This is a genomic window from Paenibacillus curdlanolyticus YK9, from assembly GCF_000179615.1.
Classification (GTDB): domain Bacteria; phylum Bacillota; class Bacilli; order Paenibacillales; family Paenibacillaceae; genus Paenibacillus_T; species Paenibacillus_T curdlanolyticus.
This window is the reverse complement of sequence record NZ_AEDD01000001.1, coordinates 63,097-80,768: the sequence shown is the minus strand read 5'-3', so window position 1 is coordinate 80,768 and position 17,672 is coordinate 63,097. Positions and strand designations below refer to the sequence as shown.

Below are 17,672 nucleotides of genomic sequence, written 5' to 3'. Positions count from 1 at the left end.
GTCATGCTTGCGAACAAAAATGGATTCGATTACAATTATTTTATTGACGTATAACCTTGGCAATATGGGCCTTGGGTCTCTACCGGGAACCGTAAAATCCCGATTACTGCATGCTTATTGCGCATGGCGGTAATCGGGATTTTTTATTTTGCCTATAGAAAGGGAAGAATTGGAGCATGCATACAATAGAGCTGCTAACGAAACGGATTCAAGTCGCTGGCAAGAAGGTCCCCGCCGATCTTGTCATTCAGAATGGAACGATCGTAAATGTATTTACAGGAGAATTCATGAAAGGGGATATTGCAGTCGTCGACGGCATCATCGCCGGCGTCGGCTCTTATAGGGAAGGCAAGCAAATCATTGATGCGAGCGGGCAGTGGATCGTTCCCGGCCTGATCGACGGGCATGTCCATATCGAAAGCTCGATGCTGACTCCGCCGCAATTCGCCCGCGTCGTTGTGCAGCATGGCGTAACAAGCGTCATTACCGATCCGCATGAAATCGGCAACGTCATGGGGGCCGAGGGCATTCAGTACATGCTGGACCAGTCTCGCAACCAGCCTGTTGACATCTATGCCAATCTCCCCTCCTGCGTGCCGTGCACCCCGTTCGAGACGAGCGGCGCACGATTGGAAGCAGACGAGCTGCGTCCGTTCTATTTTAACGATAAAGTGCTCGGTCTGGCCGAGGTCATGGACTTTCCTGCGCTGGCCTCTGCCGACTCCGGGCTGCTTCAGAAGCTTGCAGACGCCATAGAGCTGGATGCGCATATCGATGGGCATGCGGCAGGCATTAATCGGGAGCAGCTGAACCTCTACATGGCTGCCGGCATCCGTACCGACCATGAGAGCGTCAACGCCGAGGAAGCGCGGCATCGCCTTGATCTGGGCATGTATGTCATGATTCGCGAAGGAACTGCGGCTAAAGACCTACAAGCGCTCCTGCCCGCCGTCACGCCCCGCAACTCGCGTCGATGCCTGTTCGTCACCGACGATAAGCTGATTGATGATCTTATCGAGGAAGGCAGCGTCGACCATTGCGTTCGGCTCGCCATCCGATTCGGGCTTGATCCGATTACCGCCATCCAGATGGCGACGATTAATGCGGCGGAATGCTTCGGCCTGCGCGACCGAGGCGCGGTTGCACCGGGCTATATTGCCGATTTCATCATCGTAGATGATCTGAAGTCGCTGTCCATCCGCCAAGTGTACAAACGCGGGCGCTGCGTCTACGCCGATGGCGAATTGCAGGAGCTAGCGCTTCCAGCGGTAGAAGCCAGCGATACGCACGCTGTCGCGCCGGTGCAAATCCGCGATCGCCTGAAGTCGATTACGGCAGCAGATCTTCGGCTTGCGCCAGCGTCAAGCACGTGCAATATCATCGGAATCATTCCGAACTCGCTCGTCACCAGCCATATCAAGGCGCCTGTGCAGCTTGATGAAGCAGGCTGCTTCATCGCTTCAGCTGCAGAGGATCTGATGAAGCTTGCTGTCATCGAGCGGCATCACGGCACGGGCAACATCGGGCTTGGCATTGTGCAAGGATTCGGCTTCGCCAAAGGCGCGATCGTCTCCACCGTTGCGCACGACTCGCACAATATCATTTGCGCTGGCGTCTCCGATGCGGATATGGTAGCCGCGATTGCGCATGTGACGGCTACGAACGGCGGCTTGGCGGTTGTCGCTGACGGCGAAGTGCTCGCTTCCTTGTCGCTGCCTGTCGGCGGCTTGATGTCCAGCAGCAGCTATCAGCATGTCTATAGCCAAATGAAGGAGCTTAACCGCGCGCTTCGCGCCATCGAGGCTCCGGAGCATTTTAATCCGTTCCTGACGTTATCGTTCCTCGCGCTGCCGGTCATTCCGCAGCTTAAGCTGACGGATAAGGGGCTATTCGATTTCGCAGTCAATTCGCATATTGGCATTGAGGCGGAATAAAAGAAAGACAAGCCAATGGCATGCCATTGGCTTGTCTTTTTATGCCTATTCAATTCATCCTTCGGTAGCACAGCCAGCCCAACAACTCCACGCGATGGGTCACGATCAGAATCGATAAATTTCCGATCCATACAAACCAGATGGCCATATCGAACGACCGCGCGCCCAAATAAACGCCAAGCAGCAGCATGCCGCAGACGACCTGAAGCGCATCTGCTCTCGGCGATTTATCTCTTCCTGCAGCAATCCAGCGGTTCGCAGCCGATAGCAGCGCCAGCAGCACGGCGTAAACGAGCGCTACCTCAAACGCGGTTAACGCGCTCCACACGCCGAAGGTGACCGCAATCGCTTTGCCGCCCTTTCCCCGCAGGAACGGGGAGAACGCATGGCCCGCAATCGGCGCGATTGCGAACGGAACTCGTGCATAGCCATCGCTGTATCCCAGTCCGAGAACGAATAGGAGCGGCACATATCCTTTGGCAAAGTCGAGCAGCACCCCCGCTATGCCAAGCTTATAACCTGCTGCTTTCCACAAGTTCAATGCGCCCGGATTGCCGTCGCCTACCGCCTTCAAATTATTACGACTCGCGAGCCCCAGCCAGTAAGAAAACATCAGCGAACCGATAAGAAATAGAATGACCGTCCACCCGAATAAACTCATTCCCTTTTGCCCCCCACCCGGACGAGCCTGCCTTTCCACCGAACATGTCCGACCACCACGACCTGGTAGAGCGAATACAGCATGACACCGATGAAGAACAGCGATGAAATCACATGCAACACCGGAATAACGAATCCGAACCGACCGACATAACGCATGAAATAGAACAGCTGTGCCGTGTACAGAACATAGCCAGTCAGCATAGGCACTGCCCAAGACGTGTTTGCGACAAAAAATACGGCATACGAAGCTAGCAGTCCCACCACCCAGATCGCGATCGGCACAATTGTCCATGGCTTCAGCGTTGCTGTGCTCAGTACGGCCCCTTTGCTAAAGCCTTCGATCTGGCTGCGAATCCCGCCCGGATACATCCGGAACGAGACGACGCCATGACCGATAAAATTCGTGACGGGAATGCCAGCCGCCATAAATTTTGACCCAATCAACAGATCATCCAACACCTCCGACTTGACGCTCGCATGCCCGTTGATCCGCTCGTAATCTTCTCTTAGCGCAACAATGCAGGAGCCGTACAGCCCCTTGCTCGGATTATGCCGCTCGAACACCGATGTGAAAGCGAATATGCCAAGCATGTTCATAATCAAAGCCAACCGTTCATAGACCCGCTCCGTATGATGAAACGGCACGACGGAGATCACGCCCTTGGAGCGCTCCCTTGCATGCAGCAGCGATGCCATAGCCTGAGGCTGCAAGCGAATATCCGCATCCAAAAAGACGAGCACATCGCCGCTCGCCTGCAAATAGCCGTTCCACACCGCCCAGCTCTTCCCCGTCCAGCCTTCGGGAAGCGCACTGTTTTCGACTGCCTTAACGCCATATCGCTGTGCGATCGCTCTCGTCTGATCCTCAGAGCCATCATCCACTACAATAATTTCATAAGGGGGAACACGCTGCGTTAGAAGCGATTCGAGCAGGAACGGCAGGTTCCGCTCCTCGTTGCGGGCCGGGATAATGACCGATATCTTCCGTGAAGCTGGACCTGATAGCGACATGCATGCCGAATTCGGGCAGACGGGCAACGTGTTCTTCCTAAACAAAATAAAGCCGGATACGCATCCGACGATCATAAAGCCAAGCACAACGATCCACATCGTCCAATCCCCCCTCCATACCGATATATATGAGGGTCGACGCGTAATAGATGCGTGAATAAAAGAGCGCGCATCCAATCGGGCATGACTAGCCTGCATAAGATAGTGGGAGAGTTCAACTACTACTTCCAAGGGCGTGCTGAACGGATGAAAATGCTATTTATCTTTTCCGTCCCTAGCGGCGGTGTCGAGACAATGAACCGATTACGCTGCCAGGCACTACGACAGATCGGAATTGAAGGGCATTTGCTCTACTTGCAGGATGGCGCCGGCCGGCAAAACATTACCGACATCCCTCTATACATTACGAACCGTGACGAAGATCTGTCCAACCTGCTTCGTACGCATCAATATGCTGCCATTATCTCGACTTGCGATCATCTCATACTGCAGAAACTAAGAGGACTTGGATATACCGGTTCAATCATCTATGAAGCGCAAGGTTTTGGCACCAAGGAGCAAGCTTTCTCGACGCTCTCTAATGCCGCCTACTTTATCCGGCTGTATGCAAACGGAGCCATTACGACCCAAACAAGCCACCTGATGGAGCTATTCAACGCCCACCTGCATGACTTTCCACGCTTCTATATTCAAAATATCGTCGACACGAATCTCTTTCGCTATCAGCCAATTCCCGGCTTGAACCCGACTGGAGATCCAATCCTCGCTTGGGTTGGCCGAATTGAACGCAATAAGAATTGGAAGCTGTTCCTGCAAATCGGTTCCGAGCTTTCGAGATTTTATCCGAAACTACGCTTATGGATGTTCGGCGACGTTACCATCTTTGAGCCGGAAGAGCTCATTCGGTTTGAGCAAACGGTCCATAAGCTCAAGCTTGGCGACCGCATCCTCTTTCATCCCAACATTCCGCACAGCTCGATGCCATTCTATCTCTCAACCGTTGGAAGCTCTGGCGGCATGCTCGTCTCTACTTCCGTCAACGAAAGCTTCGGCTATGCGGTTTCCGAAGCGATCAGTTGCCGCTGTCCGGTACTAACCACTGACTCCGACGGCATTCGCAGCTCCGTCATTCATAACGTAACCGGCAAATTTTTCTCCGGCGCCGTGCATGATGCCGTCTGCCATGCGATCGAATTAATGGAAAACAAGACGCTGCGCGCGAACATCATTAAACAAGGCGAGGAGCACATTCGCATACAATATTCGCCTTCGCGTTACTTATCAGATTTCAATAATATATTAATCGCCTTGCAGATCAAACCAGCCCCATAACTCATTCATCATCCAAGCCCGAATCTATGAAACGCATTTTGCATGAGAGATCACGAATAGCCCCGCATCAGCTGATGCGGGGCTGCTTGTGCGCGCGCGGTGCCACTACTGGAGATGCGCCAGCTTATCCGGATTGCGAACGATGTACATATCGTGCAACAATCCATTTTTGACTTGCAATAAAATGACGCTCGTCACGCTGCCGCCTTCCCGCAGCACAATGCCCGTTTGTCCATTCATTGGCATCAGCTCTACCGTTACATCGCTCGTTGCTTCCTGCTGCTCCTTGCGAATAATGCCAAGCAAGAATCGCGCAACGCGCTCTCTGGACACGATCGGCTGAATCGCAGCGAGCACTTTGCCTCCGCCATCGGACACGCAAACCGCATCCTCGGCAAGCAGCGATAGCACAGTATCCACCTTTCCCTGCGAGAGCGCGGCAAGAAATTGATGTATCCATTCATCTCCCACTGATCCAGTCTCCGACAATTCCTCCTCGGACACCCCCATCTTCCCTCGCGCCCGGCTCATCAGCTTGCGGCAATTGGCCTCGCTCTTATCGATAAGCTCCGCAATGGCAGGATAATCGAAGCCCAGCGCCTCCCGCAGGACAAAGACGGCACGCTCGGCGGGCGTCAATCGCTCCATCAATGCGAGCAGCGCATAGGATAGCAAATCATTGCGGACGACCGTTTCGAACGCATCGTCCGAGGCTTCCACAGCAATCGGCTCAGGCAGCCAAGGACCGACATACTGCTCACGCCTTACCCTCGCCGATCGGAGGTGATCGAGACATCGGTTCGTGACCATTTTGCATAGATAAGCCTTCGGCTCCGCCAACTGGTCGCTCTGTACGCGCTGCAGCTTCTCGAATACGTCCTGCACTGCATCCTCGGCATCTGACACCGAGCCGATTAATTGATAAGCTAATTGGAATAAAAGCCTATGATACCGTTCATATAATTCCACCATCTAGATCACCAGCTTCCATCATCGTTGCCGCCAAATCCACTTCCGATTTAGCCCTTAAGCAGACTCGCATAATCCCACACGTAGCTTTTGATCTTATACGCCAGCTTGCCTGTAATGATCATATCAAGTCCCCACTTATGCGTCCACAGCAAGCCTCGACCGGGCCCGAGCCCGATAACGAACGTATCCATGACCGGCTTATGCGGCGGAGCCGGGTGTCCCGCTTGGTCTGCCCGAATGATTTTGCCTAGACGCTGCGCTTGAGGCACCGCCTCCTTGCAGGTCATCCGATCCGCTTTCCCGCTTGCAGGATCTACGATATGCGCGCAGTCGCCGATGCTGTACACATTCGACAATCCATGGACGCGATAGCATTCATCGACTTGAATCTGTCCATCGTTCGTGAGCGGCAATGCCATGCTGCGAAGCACGGGATTCGGGACAAGGCCGAGCGCCCATATCGTTAACCCCACAGGCAGTTGATCTCCTCCTGCCAAGAGGAGCTGTCCGCCTGCCTCTCGGACCGCTTCGCATGCATGATGAATCGTCACGCCGCACGCTGCCAATTCACGATCCAATTTGCGGCTCGCCTTAGTCGGCCCTTCCACAAACAGCCGCTGCTGCTTATTCAACAGATGAACGCGGACATGACCAGCATCCAGCCCTAATCTCGCCGCTTCCGCCTTCATCGCGTAGGCCAGCTCCGCCGCCGTTTCGATGCCTGTAATCCCTCCGCCGACAACTGCCGCCGACATGAGCTGCTGCCGTTTGGATGCATGCGTTTCGACGGCCGCTTGCTTCAGATTGGCCAGCCATTGCGTTCGAATGCGCGCCGCCGACGCTGCATCGGCCAATGTAAATCCGCCCTGCTCCTGCTGCGGCAATCGGATACTGCTGCCAGCTGCAATCACTAGCACCTCATAAGGGAGCTGCTGATCATTGCCTTCGGCATCCTGATAAACCAAGCATTTGTGCGCGTCGTCAACATTCCTTACGCTGCCTTGCACGTATTGAACATGTTCCGGTAAAATCTGCTGCCATGGGACCGCAATATTTTCCGTCTCTACAGCTGGACGGAACAGCAGCACCTTCCGAACATGATGCGGCGACTTATCGATAAGAACAAGCCGCCATCGCTCGTTGCCCTCCGCATTATGGCACCACTGCGCAATCGCTTTGATCGCGTGTATTCCCGCATAGCCTCCGCCCCATACGACACAGGTCCGTTCTTTCATCCGAAACCACTCCCTCTTTGCGCATTTGCATATAGAACGAGGGAGGTCTGGATATTGTGACAACTGAAAAATCGAAAAACCCGCCAGATTTCATCCGACGGGTTTTTGCGATCCTTGCTCATGCGCTTGTTGCCTCCATGGAAACGGATTCCGTTGGACATAAATTTGCGCCAATCGGCGAGAACGAACGCGTCCCCGCAGTCAGCAGGCACATCCGGCACGCGCACCTCGTGAATGCGATATCCCAAATGAAGATGGCCATGCCCTTCCTCGTAATCGATCTGCAGCATCACATTGTCCAATGAGAGATCGCTCACCTTATCGCAGATGCTCCTCGCCATTGCATTCCTTACAACGGTATCATCATAAGTCACCGGAATAAGATGATCTCATTGCATTCTGTGCAGCGTGCGCGGATGCTATGTGATCAATAGGGCGGGTAGAAGCCATTTTGTTCATTTGTTATTGCACGTACTGCAATGACCTTCGTCCCTATCGAGGGGCAGACTCTCTCTCATTGTACAATTTACAATGACCTGTCCTATCCTGTCCTGAAAATAAAAAAGAGCACAGGATCAACTCCTGCACTCCCCACCCTCGCGCGTTAGATCGTAATCTCAAGTATTTTATAGCTAATTAGCCCCGATGGCGCCGTAACCGTAATCGCGTTGCCTACAGATTTGCCGATCAGCTCTTTGCCCAACGGACTTTCGTAAGACAGCTTATTATTCATAATGTCCGCTTCGGCTGGACCGACGATCGTATACGTTACGTCCTCATCGAATTCGACATCATGCAGCTTCACCGTAAATCCAACTTGTACGACTGCCGTATCCAGCTTCTCGGCTTGCACGATCCGGGCATGTTTGAACATATTCTCCAGCGTCTTGATTCTCGTCTCCACGAACGACTGGTCATTCTTGGCAGAATGGTATTCGCTATTTTCCTTCAAATCGCCGTAGCTGATTGCGACCTTCAATCGCTCCGCAAGCTCCTTGCGCGTTGTCGTCTTAAGCTCCTCAAGCTCGGCCATTAACTTGTCGTAGCCCTCTTGCGTCAAAATCACTTCTTCTGCTTTCGCCATCGTGACAACTCCCTATCTCATTTATTCCGTATTACTCAGTATACCACTAAACGACGAGGAACCGGCAAAAAGAAACCGAACCCGCCAGAACGCGGCATTTTTATGATGAACCCCCTGCATTTGTAATGCTGTACATTACATTTTTTTAGAATCATACAATCTTCATAGGTAAAAAAAGGACAAGTAACACATACTAACCATACACGACATGCTTCATGACATGCAGCCAGTGGAGGTGCGAACGTGAGAAAGGTACGAAGGCTATTATTCAGCAATGGCGGCGCCAGCAGCGGCGGAGCGACCAGTCATAGCAGCAATAGCAACAAAAGCAACACCAGCGGCCATCTTGGAGCAGCAGGTCGTCCCGTCGCATCCGGCCAGCTGGAAACGGATTTAGACGCGAATATCAATCGAATTCGCTCTGATCTGGCAACAAGTCCCGACTTGATCGTGCGCAAACTTACGCTGCGAGTCGGCCAACAGCTCCAGGTTGCAGCCATTTATATGGATACGCTAACGAACAAAGAATCCGTCAACGAGTTCGTCATGAAATCGTTAATGTCGCCGTTTTTACCAGAAGTACCGGAAGGCGCACAATCGCCGGAGGACGCTTTCCAATATATTTGCAGCAATGCTTTGGCGGTTGGCCAAATTGAAGTGATCGACAATTGGACGAACATGCTGCTGGAGCTGTTGACAGGCAAAACGATACTGCTCGTCAACGGCTGGAGCGAGTGTATCTGCGGCAACACGATTGGCGGAGAAACGCGTGCAGTATCCGAAGCCAGCACGCAAGTCGTGATTCGCGGTCCGAAGGACAGCTTCTCCGAGGCGATTGCGACGAATATCTCGCTCGTGCGCCGTCGGATTCGGAGCCCTCATTTTGGTTTCGAAGTGCTCAAGATCGGAGCCGTCACGCAGACGAGCATCGCCATGCTTTACATTGAAGGCATCGCGAAACCCGAGATTGTGCAAGAGGTCCGAACACGCCTTGGCAAAATCAACACCGATGCCATCCTGGAATCGGGTTACATCGAGGAATTTATCGAGGACAACTGGAACTCTCCTTTCCCTACCGTATTCAACACGGAAAGGCCTGACGTCATTGCGGCGAACCTGCTTGAAGGCAGGGTCGCGATATTGGTCGACGGCACGCCGTTCGCTTTGGTAGTGCCTACCGTTTTTGCGCAATTTTTCGCTTCAGCAGAGGATTATTATCAACGGTACGACATCGGGACTTTCATCCGGCTGCTGCGTTACATGGCATTCGTCATCTCCTTATTCGGTCCAGCTTTCTATATTGCACTGACCACATTTCATCAGGAGATGCTGCCGACATCGCTCCTTATCAACTTGTCTGGATCAAGAGAAGGCGTCCCCTTTCCTGCCATCATCGAGGCGTTCTCGATGGAAATCAGCTTCGAGATTTTACGGGAAGCAGGCGTACGCATGCCTCGTGCGGTCGGACAGACGGTATCTATCGTCGGCGCATTAGTGCTGGGCGAGGCAGCGGTCCAAGCTGGCATCGTCTCTCCGATCATGGTCATCGTCGTCGCCATTACGGCCATCGCGAACTTCTCGATTCCGGCATACAACATGGCGATCACGGCGAGGCTGCTTCGTTTTCTGTTCATGCTCGCAGCCGGTTTTCTAGGCTTCTATGGCATCGTGCTGGGCATGATCATGATGATCGGGCATATGAATGCGCTGCGCTCCATCGGCGTCTCGTTCCTGTCTCCGCTAGTTCCGCTTAAGTACAAGCAAATGAAAGATATTTTCTTGCGGCTCCCGCACTGGAGCATTCGAGAGCGTCCGGACGATACAGCCGAGGATACCGTTCGGATGCCGCCGGGGCAGCAGCCTGGGTAACAGCCGCAACAATAAAACAAATGATCAGACGAGGAGGCGGTTACCGCATGAAGTCGGTTAAGCGGTTAGCAAAGCTACTTCTAGCAGCAGCTGCACTCGCATCCGCCTTCATCATGACGGGGTGCTGGAACAGCAGGGAACTGAATTCGCTCGCCGTCGTAACCGCAATGGCCATCGACAAAGCGGCGAACTCCGACGATTACGAGTTATCGTTTCAGGTCGTCATGCCTGGCGAGCTAACGAATTCCGGCAAAGCCGGCAACGGCTACGCCCCCTTCTCGATCTACAGCGTCAAATCCAAGACGCTATTCGAAGGCATCCGCAAAGCGTCCAAGCAAGTGCCAAGGCAGCTCTTCTTCTCCCACGTGCAGGTAGTCATACTCGGAGAGCGAATCGCCCAAAGCGGGATTAAGGAAATATTCGACTTCTTCGAGCGCTCTCATGAGGTGCGCCTAACCTCGATGATTCTCGTAGCCAAAAACAACACGCCTGGAAAATTAATAAGCGCGATCGTCCCGCTTTCGCCTCTAGAAGCAGAGGCCTTGCTGGGCGCAAGCGAAGTGTCGTCGAAAGTTTGGTCCGAATCCCCCGTCATCGGCATCGATGATGCCATCCGCAAACTGATTAATCCGGGGGCGGAGCCCTCGATCAGCGGCGTCAAAATTGTCGGCGACGATGCGCATATCGGCAAGAAACAAAATCTGGAGCAGACTCGTCCTCCCTACCATCTTGAAATATCCGGAGTCGCCATGTTTCGAGAGGGCAAGCTCGTTGGGTGGCTGGAAAATGAAAAGGCGCAAGGTTACATGCTCGTCGCGAATCGAACGAAGGGAACGGTGATGAACCTCTCTTGCGAAGGGGAAGCGGACGGCGTGGCGCTTGAAGTCATTAAAAGCAAAACAAAAACGGAAGTCACAATGAATAACGGACAGGCTAAAGTCAAAATCCTTGTCATGGCGGAAGGCAATGTTGCGGAAGTAAAATGCGGAATCGCGCTGGGAAAGCTGTCCGTGCTTACGAAGCTGGAACAAGAATGGGGCGAAGCGACGAAGGCGAACATGAGGGATGCAATCGCTCAGGCTCAAGCGTTTCAAGCGGATGTATTCGGCTTCGGCGTCATTTTGCAGCGCTCCCATCCCAAGCAGTGGAAGAAGGTCAAAGACAACTGGGGCGAAACGTTCGCCGAGGCGGAAGTCAATATCACCTTCGAGGGACAGATTCAACGAGGCGGCATGAGAGGAAAATCCTTGTTAGAGAAAGAAAAATCGTAATGTTGGGAGGCATGTTGGCATGAAAAACCGCGTCGAGTATTTCGGACCATTGCATCTATTCGCATGGGTTACTTTGTTTGAGCTAGGCTCGGCCGTCGTCATTCCCGTCGGCATGGAAGCAAAGCAAGATGCCTGGATCGTGATCCTATGCGGTTGCATGCTCGGTTTACTCTTCTTCGCTTGCGTACACGGGACGTTGTACCGCATGTATCCCGACCTTCCGTTAACCGCATATATCCGCCAAATTATCGGGCCAGTGCCCGGGTGGGTGATCGGCTTTGCTTATCTCCTCTATTTCATGTACATTGCGGGTCGCAACACCCGCGATTTTGTCGATCTGCTGGCAGCCGCTGCTTACGACTCCACTCCCATGTTCGCCTTAGCGGCTTTCATCCTGATCGTCGTCGGTTATCTGATCCACTTGGGCATTGAGGTGTTCGGGCGAACGGCATTCGTCTTCTTTCTGCTCTGCTGCGTATTGTTTCTGTTTATCGTTGCATTGGTCGCAGTCTCAGACCTGTCGGACCGCCATCGCATGATGCCAATACTAGGAGAAGGCTGGAAGCCGATATGGAAGGCGCTCTTCCCGACGAACCTAACGTTTCCATTCGGAGAAATGGTCGTGATGACGATGTTCCTGCCCCATTTGACCAAAAAAGTCAATATTGCCGTTCCCGTCGCCATTGCCGGAATGGCCTTGAGCGCCATCCTGCTATGCTTTGCCATATTCGTGAACGTATCCGTGCTCGGCATCGAGATCGCTTCGCGGGCGACCTTCCCGCTATTCACTTCCCTAAGCCGACTAAGACTGGCCGAATTCGTTCAACGGATGGACTCGCTCGTTCTTTTCTTGCTAGTCGTCACGAGCTTCTTCAAAATCGGCACGTTCATTTTCGCCGCCATATTAGCTGCCCGCGATTTGTTTCGGATGGATAACTACAATACGCTCATCACGCCGATTTGCCTTATCGTATTGTTCACTTCGCTGACCATTGCCGGCAACCTGACCGAGCATCTGCAGGAAGGGCTGAAGCTTGTGCCCTATTATCTTCACTTGCCTCTGCAATTCGGCATTCCTCTCTTACTGTTGTTGATCGGATTGATTCGGCGAGGACGGCGTTCCGCCGCTTCCACCTGATGAAGCCTTCATGCGTTTGAATATCGCAGCGAAGCATGCATACAACGGCTTCCGAAACAAAATGATGATGAGGATAACCAAAACCACCGCTTCAATGGGATCCAGCATTTGAAATGGGAATACCAGATTGCGTTTGATTCGGTAAGGGGGCAGCTTCTGAATCATATCCATCATCACATTTAAGGAGATGCTGCAAACAAAGAGCAGCGCGAACACCGCATACCTCTTCGTATATTTCATGTTGCGTTCACCTTCCGTTCCGGTTTGAACTTATGGTCGTATTGTGTCCCAAAATCCGCATGATCCACCAGAACGCAACGTGAATGCACGAAAATACCGCAAGCCGGCCACTTGTTGGGGCAAGGGCCGGCTTGCGGTATGGATATTTACAGGAACATGCCGCCGGACGCTTCGATCCGCTGCGCGTTCACCCAGCCCATCTCATCCGAGCATAAGGAAGCTACAACGCCGCCGATATCGTCTGCTTCGCCAGCTCTGCCCAGCGCCGTGACGGAGCCGATATACTCGCGCATCTCTTGGCTTGCTTTCAGGCCGCCGCCGCCAAAATCGGTCGCGATTGCGCCCGGCGCGATCGCGTTCACGCGAATGCCGCGAGGACCGAGCTCCTTCGCCATGTATCGCGTCAGCACCTCGATCGCGCCCTTCATCGCCGCATACGCGCTATAGCCCGGGAGCGAGAATCGAGCGAGTCCCGTCGATACGTTCACGATTCCGCCTTGATCCGCCAGCAGCGGAAGCAGCTTCTGCGTTAAGAAATAAACGCCCTTAAAATGCACGTTCATCAGGCTGTCGAACTGCTCCTCCGTCGTGCTGGCGAATGGCGCGTTAATTCCGAAGCCTGCATTGTTGATCAGAAAATCGAAGCTCGTCCGATTCCATTGGGTTTGCAGCACATCCGTAAGCCGCGCTGCAAAATCTTCGAAGGAGGAAACCAGCCCCGCATCAAGCTGCAAAGCAGCGGCGCGATTGCCCATTGCCGTAATTTCGCTAACGACCGCATCTGCTTGCTCCTTCTGGCTGTGGTACGTCACGATCACATCGATTCCCTTACGCGACAAAGCCAGCGCCGTATTCCGGCCAAGCCCGCGACTTCCTCCGGTTACTACTGCGATTTTCGTGCTTGTATTCATGGTAGGATCTCCTTTATTGTATGGTTTAACCACTGTCACTTGCTCGTTCGTTAGTGGCTGATATGAGGTTATCACTTCGAGTTCACTCTAAGTCAAGCGCGAAATGGAGATATTTTTATGACCTATACGATCAATGAAGCTGCCCAGCAATTCGGACTGACTGCTCACACCTTACGCTTTTATGATAAAGAGGGGCTGCTGCCCTTCGTCTCCCGCAACGCATCCGGCAACCGCGTCTTCACCGACGACGATATGAACTGGCTCAAATTAATATGCTGCCTGAAAGACACCGGTATGCCGATTAAGGAAATAAAGCAATATTGCGATTGGAGCAAGCAAGGCAGCTCGACGATCGAGGAGCGCAAGGCGCTGCTCGCCTCGCATCGCAAGGAGGTGCTGCGGCAGATTGAAGCTCTGAAGGCCAATGCGGAGCTGCTGACGGCGAAGATTGGATTTTATGAGGACCCGGGGAATGTTAGGTTGGTGGAGGAGTTGGCTAGGCGGGGTGCGGACTAGAGGCAGTGGATATCCCGACGCGGAAAACATAAAAATAGGCCAACCAGAACTCTCTGATTGACCTCAATGAAGTCTGCCGCTTCCTGATTATCGAGCCATTGCCCTTTATTACTCCCTGTACTTCTAGCCCTATCTGTCAAGCTTTTTGTATTTTGAGCACCTTCACCATGAGTTGAAAAAGTATGTCCGAGTTGCTTTACACATTTCCAGTTACAAGCACCAGTATTGTGAACCCAAATACCAAAAGCGTATCCCGTAAGCTGTACCACCGCATCACAAGCTGTTTCTGAATCCAGGTAATCATCATGTGGTTGGGCATTTGGTAATCTATCCAGTTCATCCAGTAACAGCTTGGCGATGTTCTCCGCATCCCAACTGTCATACTTCTCCGTCGTAGCATAACTTTTACGCTTCCAGTTGGATAAAGCAGCATTAACCTCTTTTACTTGGAAATGATTCTCTACAAGATAAACGGCTAATGACCTTCCGTAGCCGCCCACATCCTCAAGCCCAAATACAACAGTCATGCCTTCCTGCAAATGCTTCTTGACTTGCTTACCACCGCAGGGAAAGCCGATGGCTTGTTCTCAAACTCAATGACCTCTAGCTTCTCGTTCCAACAAAAGTAAAGCTAACTGAACGGAATTGTGCGTACAGGGGTTGTGAAAATATCTTATTCGGGGATAGTGAGCGTTAAATTCTTTTTATCTTAGCCGCTCGATTCATTCGGCACTGGCTAGCGCCATGAAAAAGAGGCGGCTCACTCTTATGTGAGTAAGCCGCCCAATCCTATTTATGTGTACCGTTATAATTCATATTTTCATCTAATTCATTTAAATTAATTAACTCAATTTTTTCGTCATCTTCAAGTTCTCCAATTACAGCAATCAGCCTTAAGTCTTTCCCAAGAGTACCCAATAACATCGCTTTAGAATAAAATGTTCCGAAACCATTTTCTTTAGCTAAAGCCTCAGTCAATATTTCCAAAATATCATCTTGGTTATATTTGATGTATTTTATTTCTTGATATTTCGATTTTTTATTATTCTTTTCTTTTGTCATATTAATATTAAAACACCAACTTTTCACATATTTCTGAGCCTTTTTCAATGCATTATTAATTTGTTCGTTTCCTCTTAGTGAATTAGGTAATCTGTTACCTGTGCCATCTAGGAATTGACTAGTCTCTGCATCGTAAAAATATTTTGTATTATTTACTTTAACATGTACATTTACGAGTCCAGATCCACCTCTTTCGACATCCATACTTACTGTATACCCCTTAATTTTTGTGTCTTGCATAACACGAACATTGTTTATACCACTATTAGTATTATGCACCCAAATCCCAAGTTCGCTGACAAAATAGGTATGGAACTCATCAACCGTCATGTTGTAAACCGTTACCTGCTTGTGCAACAGTTCGATGCTATCAATCTTGAGTGTATTCCCATCACTCTGAACTAGCAAGTCACCTACTTTAAGGTCTTTGACGAACGTCCACCCCTTGCCCTGCACATAAAACGGATGGTTGAAGGTCGATTCAATCGACTGACCGCTCACATGAATCTTGTAAATCTCATCCGTCTCGTGGTTGAACGTTGCCGTTACCTCTTTGTAGGCTTCTTCACCCGTTGTCTCGTCCTTCGAGAGAACCTTATCTCCGACTTGAATGTCTTCGATATTTTTCTCTCCTTCGTCTGTCTGAACTTTCGTACCAGCAGTAAAACAATTACATCTTGATTTTCCTGATGCAGATTTCCTGCAGCCGCCCCACCTTTATAACTAATGTTAGGAACATACCCGCTTTCATTCCACGTTGAATTATATAATGCGGGCATGCCTCCGCCAGAACGTTTGATAGTGCCAATCTCTCTTGACGTAATATAAGGACCATTCCTTTTTGAAAATTCCCTCTAATTTGACCATTCACAATATATGGCATTGTATCAGCTTGGTAATTGCTTATAAAATACCCATTCGAGTTGGGAGCACATGTCCCTGAATGAATATTTCTGCCGTCTCTGAGACACATAAATGACCGCTAGGGTCGATATTGGATGGTCATATTCATCCAGATGCTATCTTCCATTCCGACCAGGGCATGCACTATACACACCCTAAACCCGTTTCCTTATCACCGAAGCTGACTTTAAATAGTCAATATCTCGTAAAGGAAATTGCTGGGACAATGCATCTATGGGCTGTAAATCTATAAAAGAGCTACGCTTAAGAGTCAATGAATACATGGCCTACTTGATTCCGAACGCTACTAATGACATTAAAAGAGATGACTCCTGATGAGTTCAGAAGTCATCTCCTAGCTGCTTAAGACTACGCCAACCGTTTTTCAAAACTATCCATAAATGAGGTTATAGTTCAACACTCGCATGTGGCATACTCCTATTTATCACTATATTAGAGATAGTTGGTCATCTTCTATCTCCCCGTTCAATGTGTATGTCATTTTATATATACCAGCATATTGTTCTTTGTAATGCATTCTTAATGCAACAACTACATGATTGTAACCATCGTCAGGCCAATTGGTTATCCTAAGTGCAATGCTATCAATATATAGCTCAACCTCATCACTGCTATAGTCAGGGAAATCACAAAGGAACTCACCCTCACATTCAGTTTGGTAATTATTAAAGTAATTCCAAAACCCTGAAATAGTCCTTTCCTCAAGATTATATTCGAGCACAAAATCCTTAATTTCTTGAACTGATATATCCAAGACACAACCACCTCGTCATTTGACATGCTTGCCAAAGTAAGTAAACACAACTTGTCCTAATTCATCATCCCAATTCCCATAAAATCGATAATCTCCAAATTCTTTAGAAATATCTTTTAATTCATATTGATACCATTGCTTTCCTATCTTTACCCCTTGACCTGTCAGTCTCTTAATGCCCGCTTCACCCTCACTTCGAACAAACCCTTTACCTAATGCCTTGATGAATGTCGACATGCCTTTTTCACCAATTTTTTTGTAAGCAGTATTCCAAATCGAATGCTTAATGAATCCCGCACTTATTTCTTTAATGGTGAGTGCTGCTCCTCCTGCACCTCCCGATATATAAAACATCTTATCGGCTGACCATGTCAAGAACCCAAAACCTGTGGGGTCATTTTCAATCCAACTAAATGTACTAGCCCAAGCAATGTCCATTACAATATCTTCAGATATCATCGCATCATCCGATTGCATGATTTGATCTTCCGTACGTCCTGCCTTTCTCATTTCCGCACGCAACTTATTAGCTTCTCCAGCCCAATAATACATGGCCTTAGTGTCATTTTTATCACGTGCATCTTGCCATTTCCATTTCATCTCATTAAGTGTCCAGTTAGCAGTTACCTCTGTAGCCCAATTACCTGTGGGATCAAAATAACGTAAAGGATTATTTTCCACGTACGTGTACAGATTCAATGTTAACGGATTCTTTATATCCCCTTCAAACGTATCCTAGTTTATAAACCCTCATAT

General features: G+C 50.5%; 18 protein-coding genes, 1 pseudogene and 1 riboswitch. Of the genes and pseudogenes, 6 read left to right on the top strand and 13 right to left on the bottom strand.

All coding sequences use genetic code 11. The features are described from left to right. Positions 1 to 26: 26 nt before the first annotated feature. Positions 27 to 126: riboswitch (purine riboswitch) on the top strand. 50 nt (positions 127 to 176) lie between these two features. Next, entirely contained in the window at positions 177 to 1,934 is a 1,758-nt protein-coding gene (gene ade, locus PAECUDRAFT_RS00340) for an adenine deaminase (protein ID WP_006036087.1), read from the top strand. Positions 1,935 to 1,983: 49 nt separating this feature from the next. Here ade and PAECUDRAFT_RS00335 read toward each other — a convergent pair whose 3' ends face one another. Further along, positions 1,984 to 2,595, bottom strand: coding sequence for a glycerol-3-phosphate acyltransferase (locus tag PAECUDRAFT_RS00335; protein ID WP_006036086.1), 612 nt, complete (start codon positions 2,593 to 2,595; stop codon positions 1,984 to 1,986). Further along, the gene (locus PAECUDRAFT_RS00330) at positions 2,592 to 3,707 is read right to left on the bottom strand and encodes a glycosyltransferase (RefSeq protein ID WP_006036085.1); all 1,116 of its coding nucleotides are present in this window, start codon (positions 3,705 to 3,707) and stop codon (positions 2,592 to 2,594) included. Before PAECUDRAFT_RS00330 ends, PAECUDRAFT_RS00335 begins: the two co-directional genes overlap by 4 nt. Positions 3,708 to 3,761: 54 nt before the next feature. Between PAECUDRAFT_RS00330 and PAECUDRAFT_RS00325 the strand changes: the two genes are divergently transcribed. Continuing rightward, positions 3,762 to 4,940 carry a glycosyltransferase family 4 protein gene (locus PAECUDRAFT_RS00325; RefSeq protein ID WP_233516699.1) on the top strand — a complete coding sequence of 393 codons (1,179 nt, stop codon included), beginning with the start codon at positions 3,762 to 3,764 and terminating at the stop codon, positions 4,938 to 4,940. Between the two features lie 105 nt (positions 4,941 to 5,045). Here the strand turns inward: PAECUDRAFT_RS00325 and PAECUDRAFT_RS00320 are convergent, their stop codons facing one another. The 4 genes from PAECUDRAFT_RS00320 to greA form a co-directional block, all read right to left on the bottom strand. After that, a complete protein-coding gene (locus PAECUDRAFT_RS00320; protein WP_006036083.1) occupies positions 5,046 to 5,912 on the bottom strand; it encodes an RNA polymerase sigma-70 factor in 867 nt (288 codons plus the stop codon). A gap of 47 nt (positions 5,913 to 5,959) precedes the next feature. Then, the gene (locus tag PAECUDRAFT_RS00315) at positions 5,960 to 7,147 is read right to left on the bottom strand and encodes an NAD(P)/FAD-dependent oxidoreductase (RefSeq protein WP_006036082.1); all 1,188 of its coding nucleotides are present in this window, start codon (positions 7,145 to 7,147) and stop codon (positions 5,960 to 5,962) included. Beyond that, a complete protein-coding gene (locus tag PAECUDRAFT_RS00310) occupies positions 7,144 to 7,464 on the bottom strand; it encodes a hypothetical protein (protein ID WP_040710374.1) in 321 nt (106 codons plus the stop codon). Before PAECUDRAFT_RS00310 ends, PAECUDRAFT_RS00315 begins: the two co-directional genes overlap by 4 nt. A 287-nt stretch (positions 7,465 to 7,751) precedes the next feature. After that, positions 7,752 to 8,231 carry a transcription elongation factor GreA gene (greA, locus tag PAECUDRAFT_RS00305; RefSeq protein WP_006036080.1) on the bottom strand — a complete coding sequence of 160 codons (480 nt, stop codon included), beginning with the start codon at positions 8,229 to 8,231 and terminating at the stop codon, positions 7,752 to 7,754. A 243-nt stretch (positions 8,232 to 8,474) separates the two neighbouring features. Here greA and PAECUDRAFT_RS00300 point away from each other — a divergent pair, with 243 nt between their 5' ends. The 3 genes from PAECUDRAFT_RS00300 to PAECUDRAFT_RS00290 are packed head-to-tail and all read left to right on the top strand — an operon-like array spanning position 8,475 to position 12,509. Continuing rightward, positions 8,475 to 10,100 (top strand): spore germination protein, encoded by a 1,626-nt coding sequence (locus PAECUDRAFT_RS00300; protein WP_006036079.1) that lies wholly within the window; start codon positions 8,475 to 8,477, stop codon positions 10,098 to 10,100. Between the two features lie 47 nt (positions 10,101 to 10,147). Further along, the gene (locus tag PAECUDRAFT_RS00295; RefSeq protein ID WP_006036078.1) at positions 10,148 to 11,371 is read left to right on the top strand and encodes a Ger(x)C family spore germination protein; all 1,224 of its coding nucleotides are present in this window, start codon (positions 10,148 to 10,150) and stop codon (positions 11,369 to 11,371) included. Between the two features lie 19 nt (positions 11,372 to 11,390). After that, entirely contained in the window at positions 11,391 to 12,509 is a 1,119-nt protein-coding gene (locus tag PAECUDRAFT_RS00290; protein WP_006036077.1) for a GerAB/ArcD/ProY family transporter, read from the top strand. Here the strand turns inward: PAECUDRAFT_RS00290 and PAECUDRAFT_RS25110 are convergent. Together PAECUDRAFT_RS25110 and PAECUDRAFT_RS00280 are read right to left on the bottom strand one after the other, a co-directional pair. After that, positions 12,453 to 12,749, bottom strand: coding sequence for a hypothetical protein (locus PAECUDRAFT_RS25110; RefSeq protein ID WP_006036076.1), 297 nt, complete (start codon positions 12,747 to 12,749; stop codon positions 12,453 to 12,455). The two genes, PAECUDRAFT_RS00290 and PAECUDRAFT_RS25110, sit on opposite strands and share 57 nt — an antisense overlap. Before the next feature lie 146 nt (positions 12,750 to 12,895). Continuing rightward, positions 12,896 to 13,660 (bottom strand): SDR family NAD(P)-dependent oxidoreductase, encoded by a 765-nt coding sequence (locus PAECUDRAFT_RS00280; RefSeq protein WP_006036075.1) that lies wholly within the window; start codon positions 13,658 to 13,660, stop codon positions 12,896 to 12,898. 117 nt (positions 13,661 to 13,777) lie between these two features. Here PAECUDRAFT_RS00280 and PAECUDRAFT_RS00275 point away from each other — a divergent pair, with 117 nt between their 5' ends. Next, the gene (locus PAECUDRAFT_RS00275; protein WP_006036074.1) at positions 13,778 to 14,176 is read left to right on the top strand and encodes a MerR family transcriptional regulator; all 399 of its coding nucleotides are present in this window, start codon (positions 13,778 to 13,780) and stop codon (positions 14,174 to 14,176) included. Here PAECUDRAFT_RS00275 and PAECUDRAFT_RS00270 read toward each other — a convergent pair. The 5 genes and pseudogenes from PAECUDRAFT_RS00270 to PAECUDRAFT_RS00255 all read right to left on the bottom strand — a co-directional run bounded on the left by PAECUDRAFT_RS00270 (position 14,173) and on the right by PAECUDRAFT_RS00255 (position 17,597). Then, on the bottom strand, positions 14,173 to 14,703 hold the full coding sequence (locus PAECUDRAFT_RS00270; RefSeq protein WP_006036073.1) for an IS110 family transposase: 531 nt from the start codon (positions 14,701 to 14,703) through the stop codon (positions 14,173 to 14,175). The two genes, PAECUDRAFT_RS00275 and PAECUDRAFT_RS00270, sit on opposite strands and share 4 nt — an antisense overlap. Before the next feature lie 262 nt (positions 14,704 to 14,965). After that, positions 14,966 to 15,568: a hypothetical protein gene (locus PAECUDRAFT_RS26230; RefSeq protein WP_233516698.1), complete on the bottom strand. Its 603-nt coding sequence runs from the start codon at positions 15,566 to 15,568 to the stop codon at positions 14,966 to 14,968. Further along, a pseudogene (locus tag PAECUDRAFT_RS25490) lies at positions 15,569 to 15,862 on the bottom strand (polymorphic toxin-type HINT domain-containing protein); the annotation flags it as partial. Positions 15,863 to 16,589: 727 nt separating this feature from the next. After that, a complete protein-coding gene (locus tag PAECUDRAFT_RS00260; RefSeq protein ID WP_006036071.1) occupies positions 16,590 to 16,916 on the bottom strand; it encodes a hypothetical protein in 327 nt (108 codons plus the stop codon). 15 nt (positions 16,917 to 16,931) lie between these two features. Then, positions 16,932 to 17,597 (bottom strand): hypothetical protein, encoded by a 666-nt coding sequence (locus PAECUDRAFT_RS00255; RefSeq protein WP_144266413.1) that lies wholly within the window; start codon positions 17,595 to 17,597, stop codon positions 16,932 to 16,934. Positions 17,598 to 17,672: the final 75 nt, after the last annotated feature.

What these genes read in the sequence shown, in the direction of transcription:
- ade (WP_006036087.1), top strand. Translation starts at nt 177, where the DNA reads ATGCATACAATAGAGCTGCTAACGAAACGGATTCAAGTCGCTGGCAAG.
- PAECUDRAFT_RS00335 (WP_006036086.1), bottom strand. Translation starts at nt 2,595, where the DNA reads ATGAGTTTATTCGGGTGGACGGTCATTCTATTTCTTATCGGTTCGCTG.
- PAECUDRAFT_RS00330 (WP_006036085.1), bottom strand. Translation starts at nt 3,707, where the DNA reads ATGTGGATCGTTGTGCTTGGCTTTATGATCGTCGGATGCGTATCCGGC.
- PAECUDRAFT_RS00320 (WP_006036083.1), bottom strand. Translation starts at nt 5,912, where the DNA reads ATGGTGGAATTATATGAACGGTATCATAGGCTTTTATTCCAATTAGCT.
- PAECUDRAFT_RS00315 (WP_006036082.1), bottom strand. Translation starts at nt 7,147, where the DNA reads ATGAAAGAACGGACCTGTGTCGTATGGGGCGGAGGCTATGCGGGAATA.
- greA (WP_006036080.1), bottom strand. Translation starts at nt 8,231, where the DNA reads ATGGCGAAAGCAGAAGAAGTGATTTTGACGCAAGAGGGCTACGACAAG.
- PAECUDRAFT_RS00295 (WP_006036078.1), top strand. Translation starts at nt 10,148, where the DNA reads ATGAAGTCGGTTAAGCGGTTAGCAAAGCTACTTCTAGCAGCAGCTGCA.
- PAECUDRAFT_RS00290 (WP_006036077.1), top strand. Translation starts at nt 11,391, where the DNA reads ATGAAAAACCGCGTCGAGTATTTCGGACCATTGCATCTATTCGCATGG.
- PAECUDRAFT_RS25110 (WP_006036076.1), bottom strand. Translation starts at nt 12,749, where the DNA reads ATGAAATATACGAAGAGGTATGCGGTGTTCGCGCTGCTCTTTGTTTGC.
- PAECUDRAFT_RS00280 (WP_006036075.1), bottom strand. Translation starts at nt 13,660, where the DNA reads ATGAATACAAGCACGAAAATCGCAGTAGTAACCGGAGGAAGTCGCGGG.
- PAECUDRAFT_RS00275 (WP_006036074.1), top strand. Translation starts at nt 13,778, where the DNA reads ATGACCTATACGATCAATGAAGCTGCCCAGCAATTCGGACTGACTGCT.
- PAECUDRAFT_RS00270 (WP_006036073.1), bottom strand. Translation starts at nt 14,703, where the DNA reads ATGACTGTTGTATTTGGGCTTGAGGATGTGGGCGGCTACGGAAGGTCA.
- PAECUDRAFT_RS26230 (WP_233516698.1), bottom strand. Translation starts at nt 15,568, where the DNA reads ATGACGGTTGATGAGTTCCATACCTATTTTGTCAGCGAACTTGGGATT.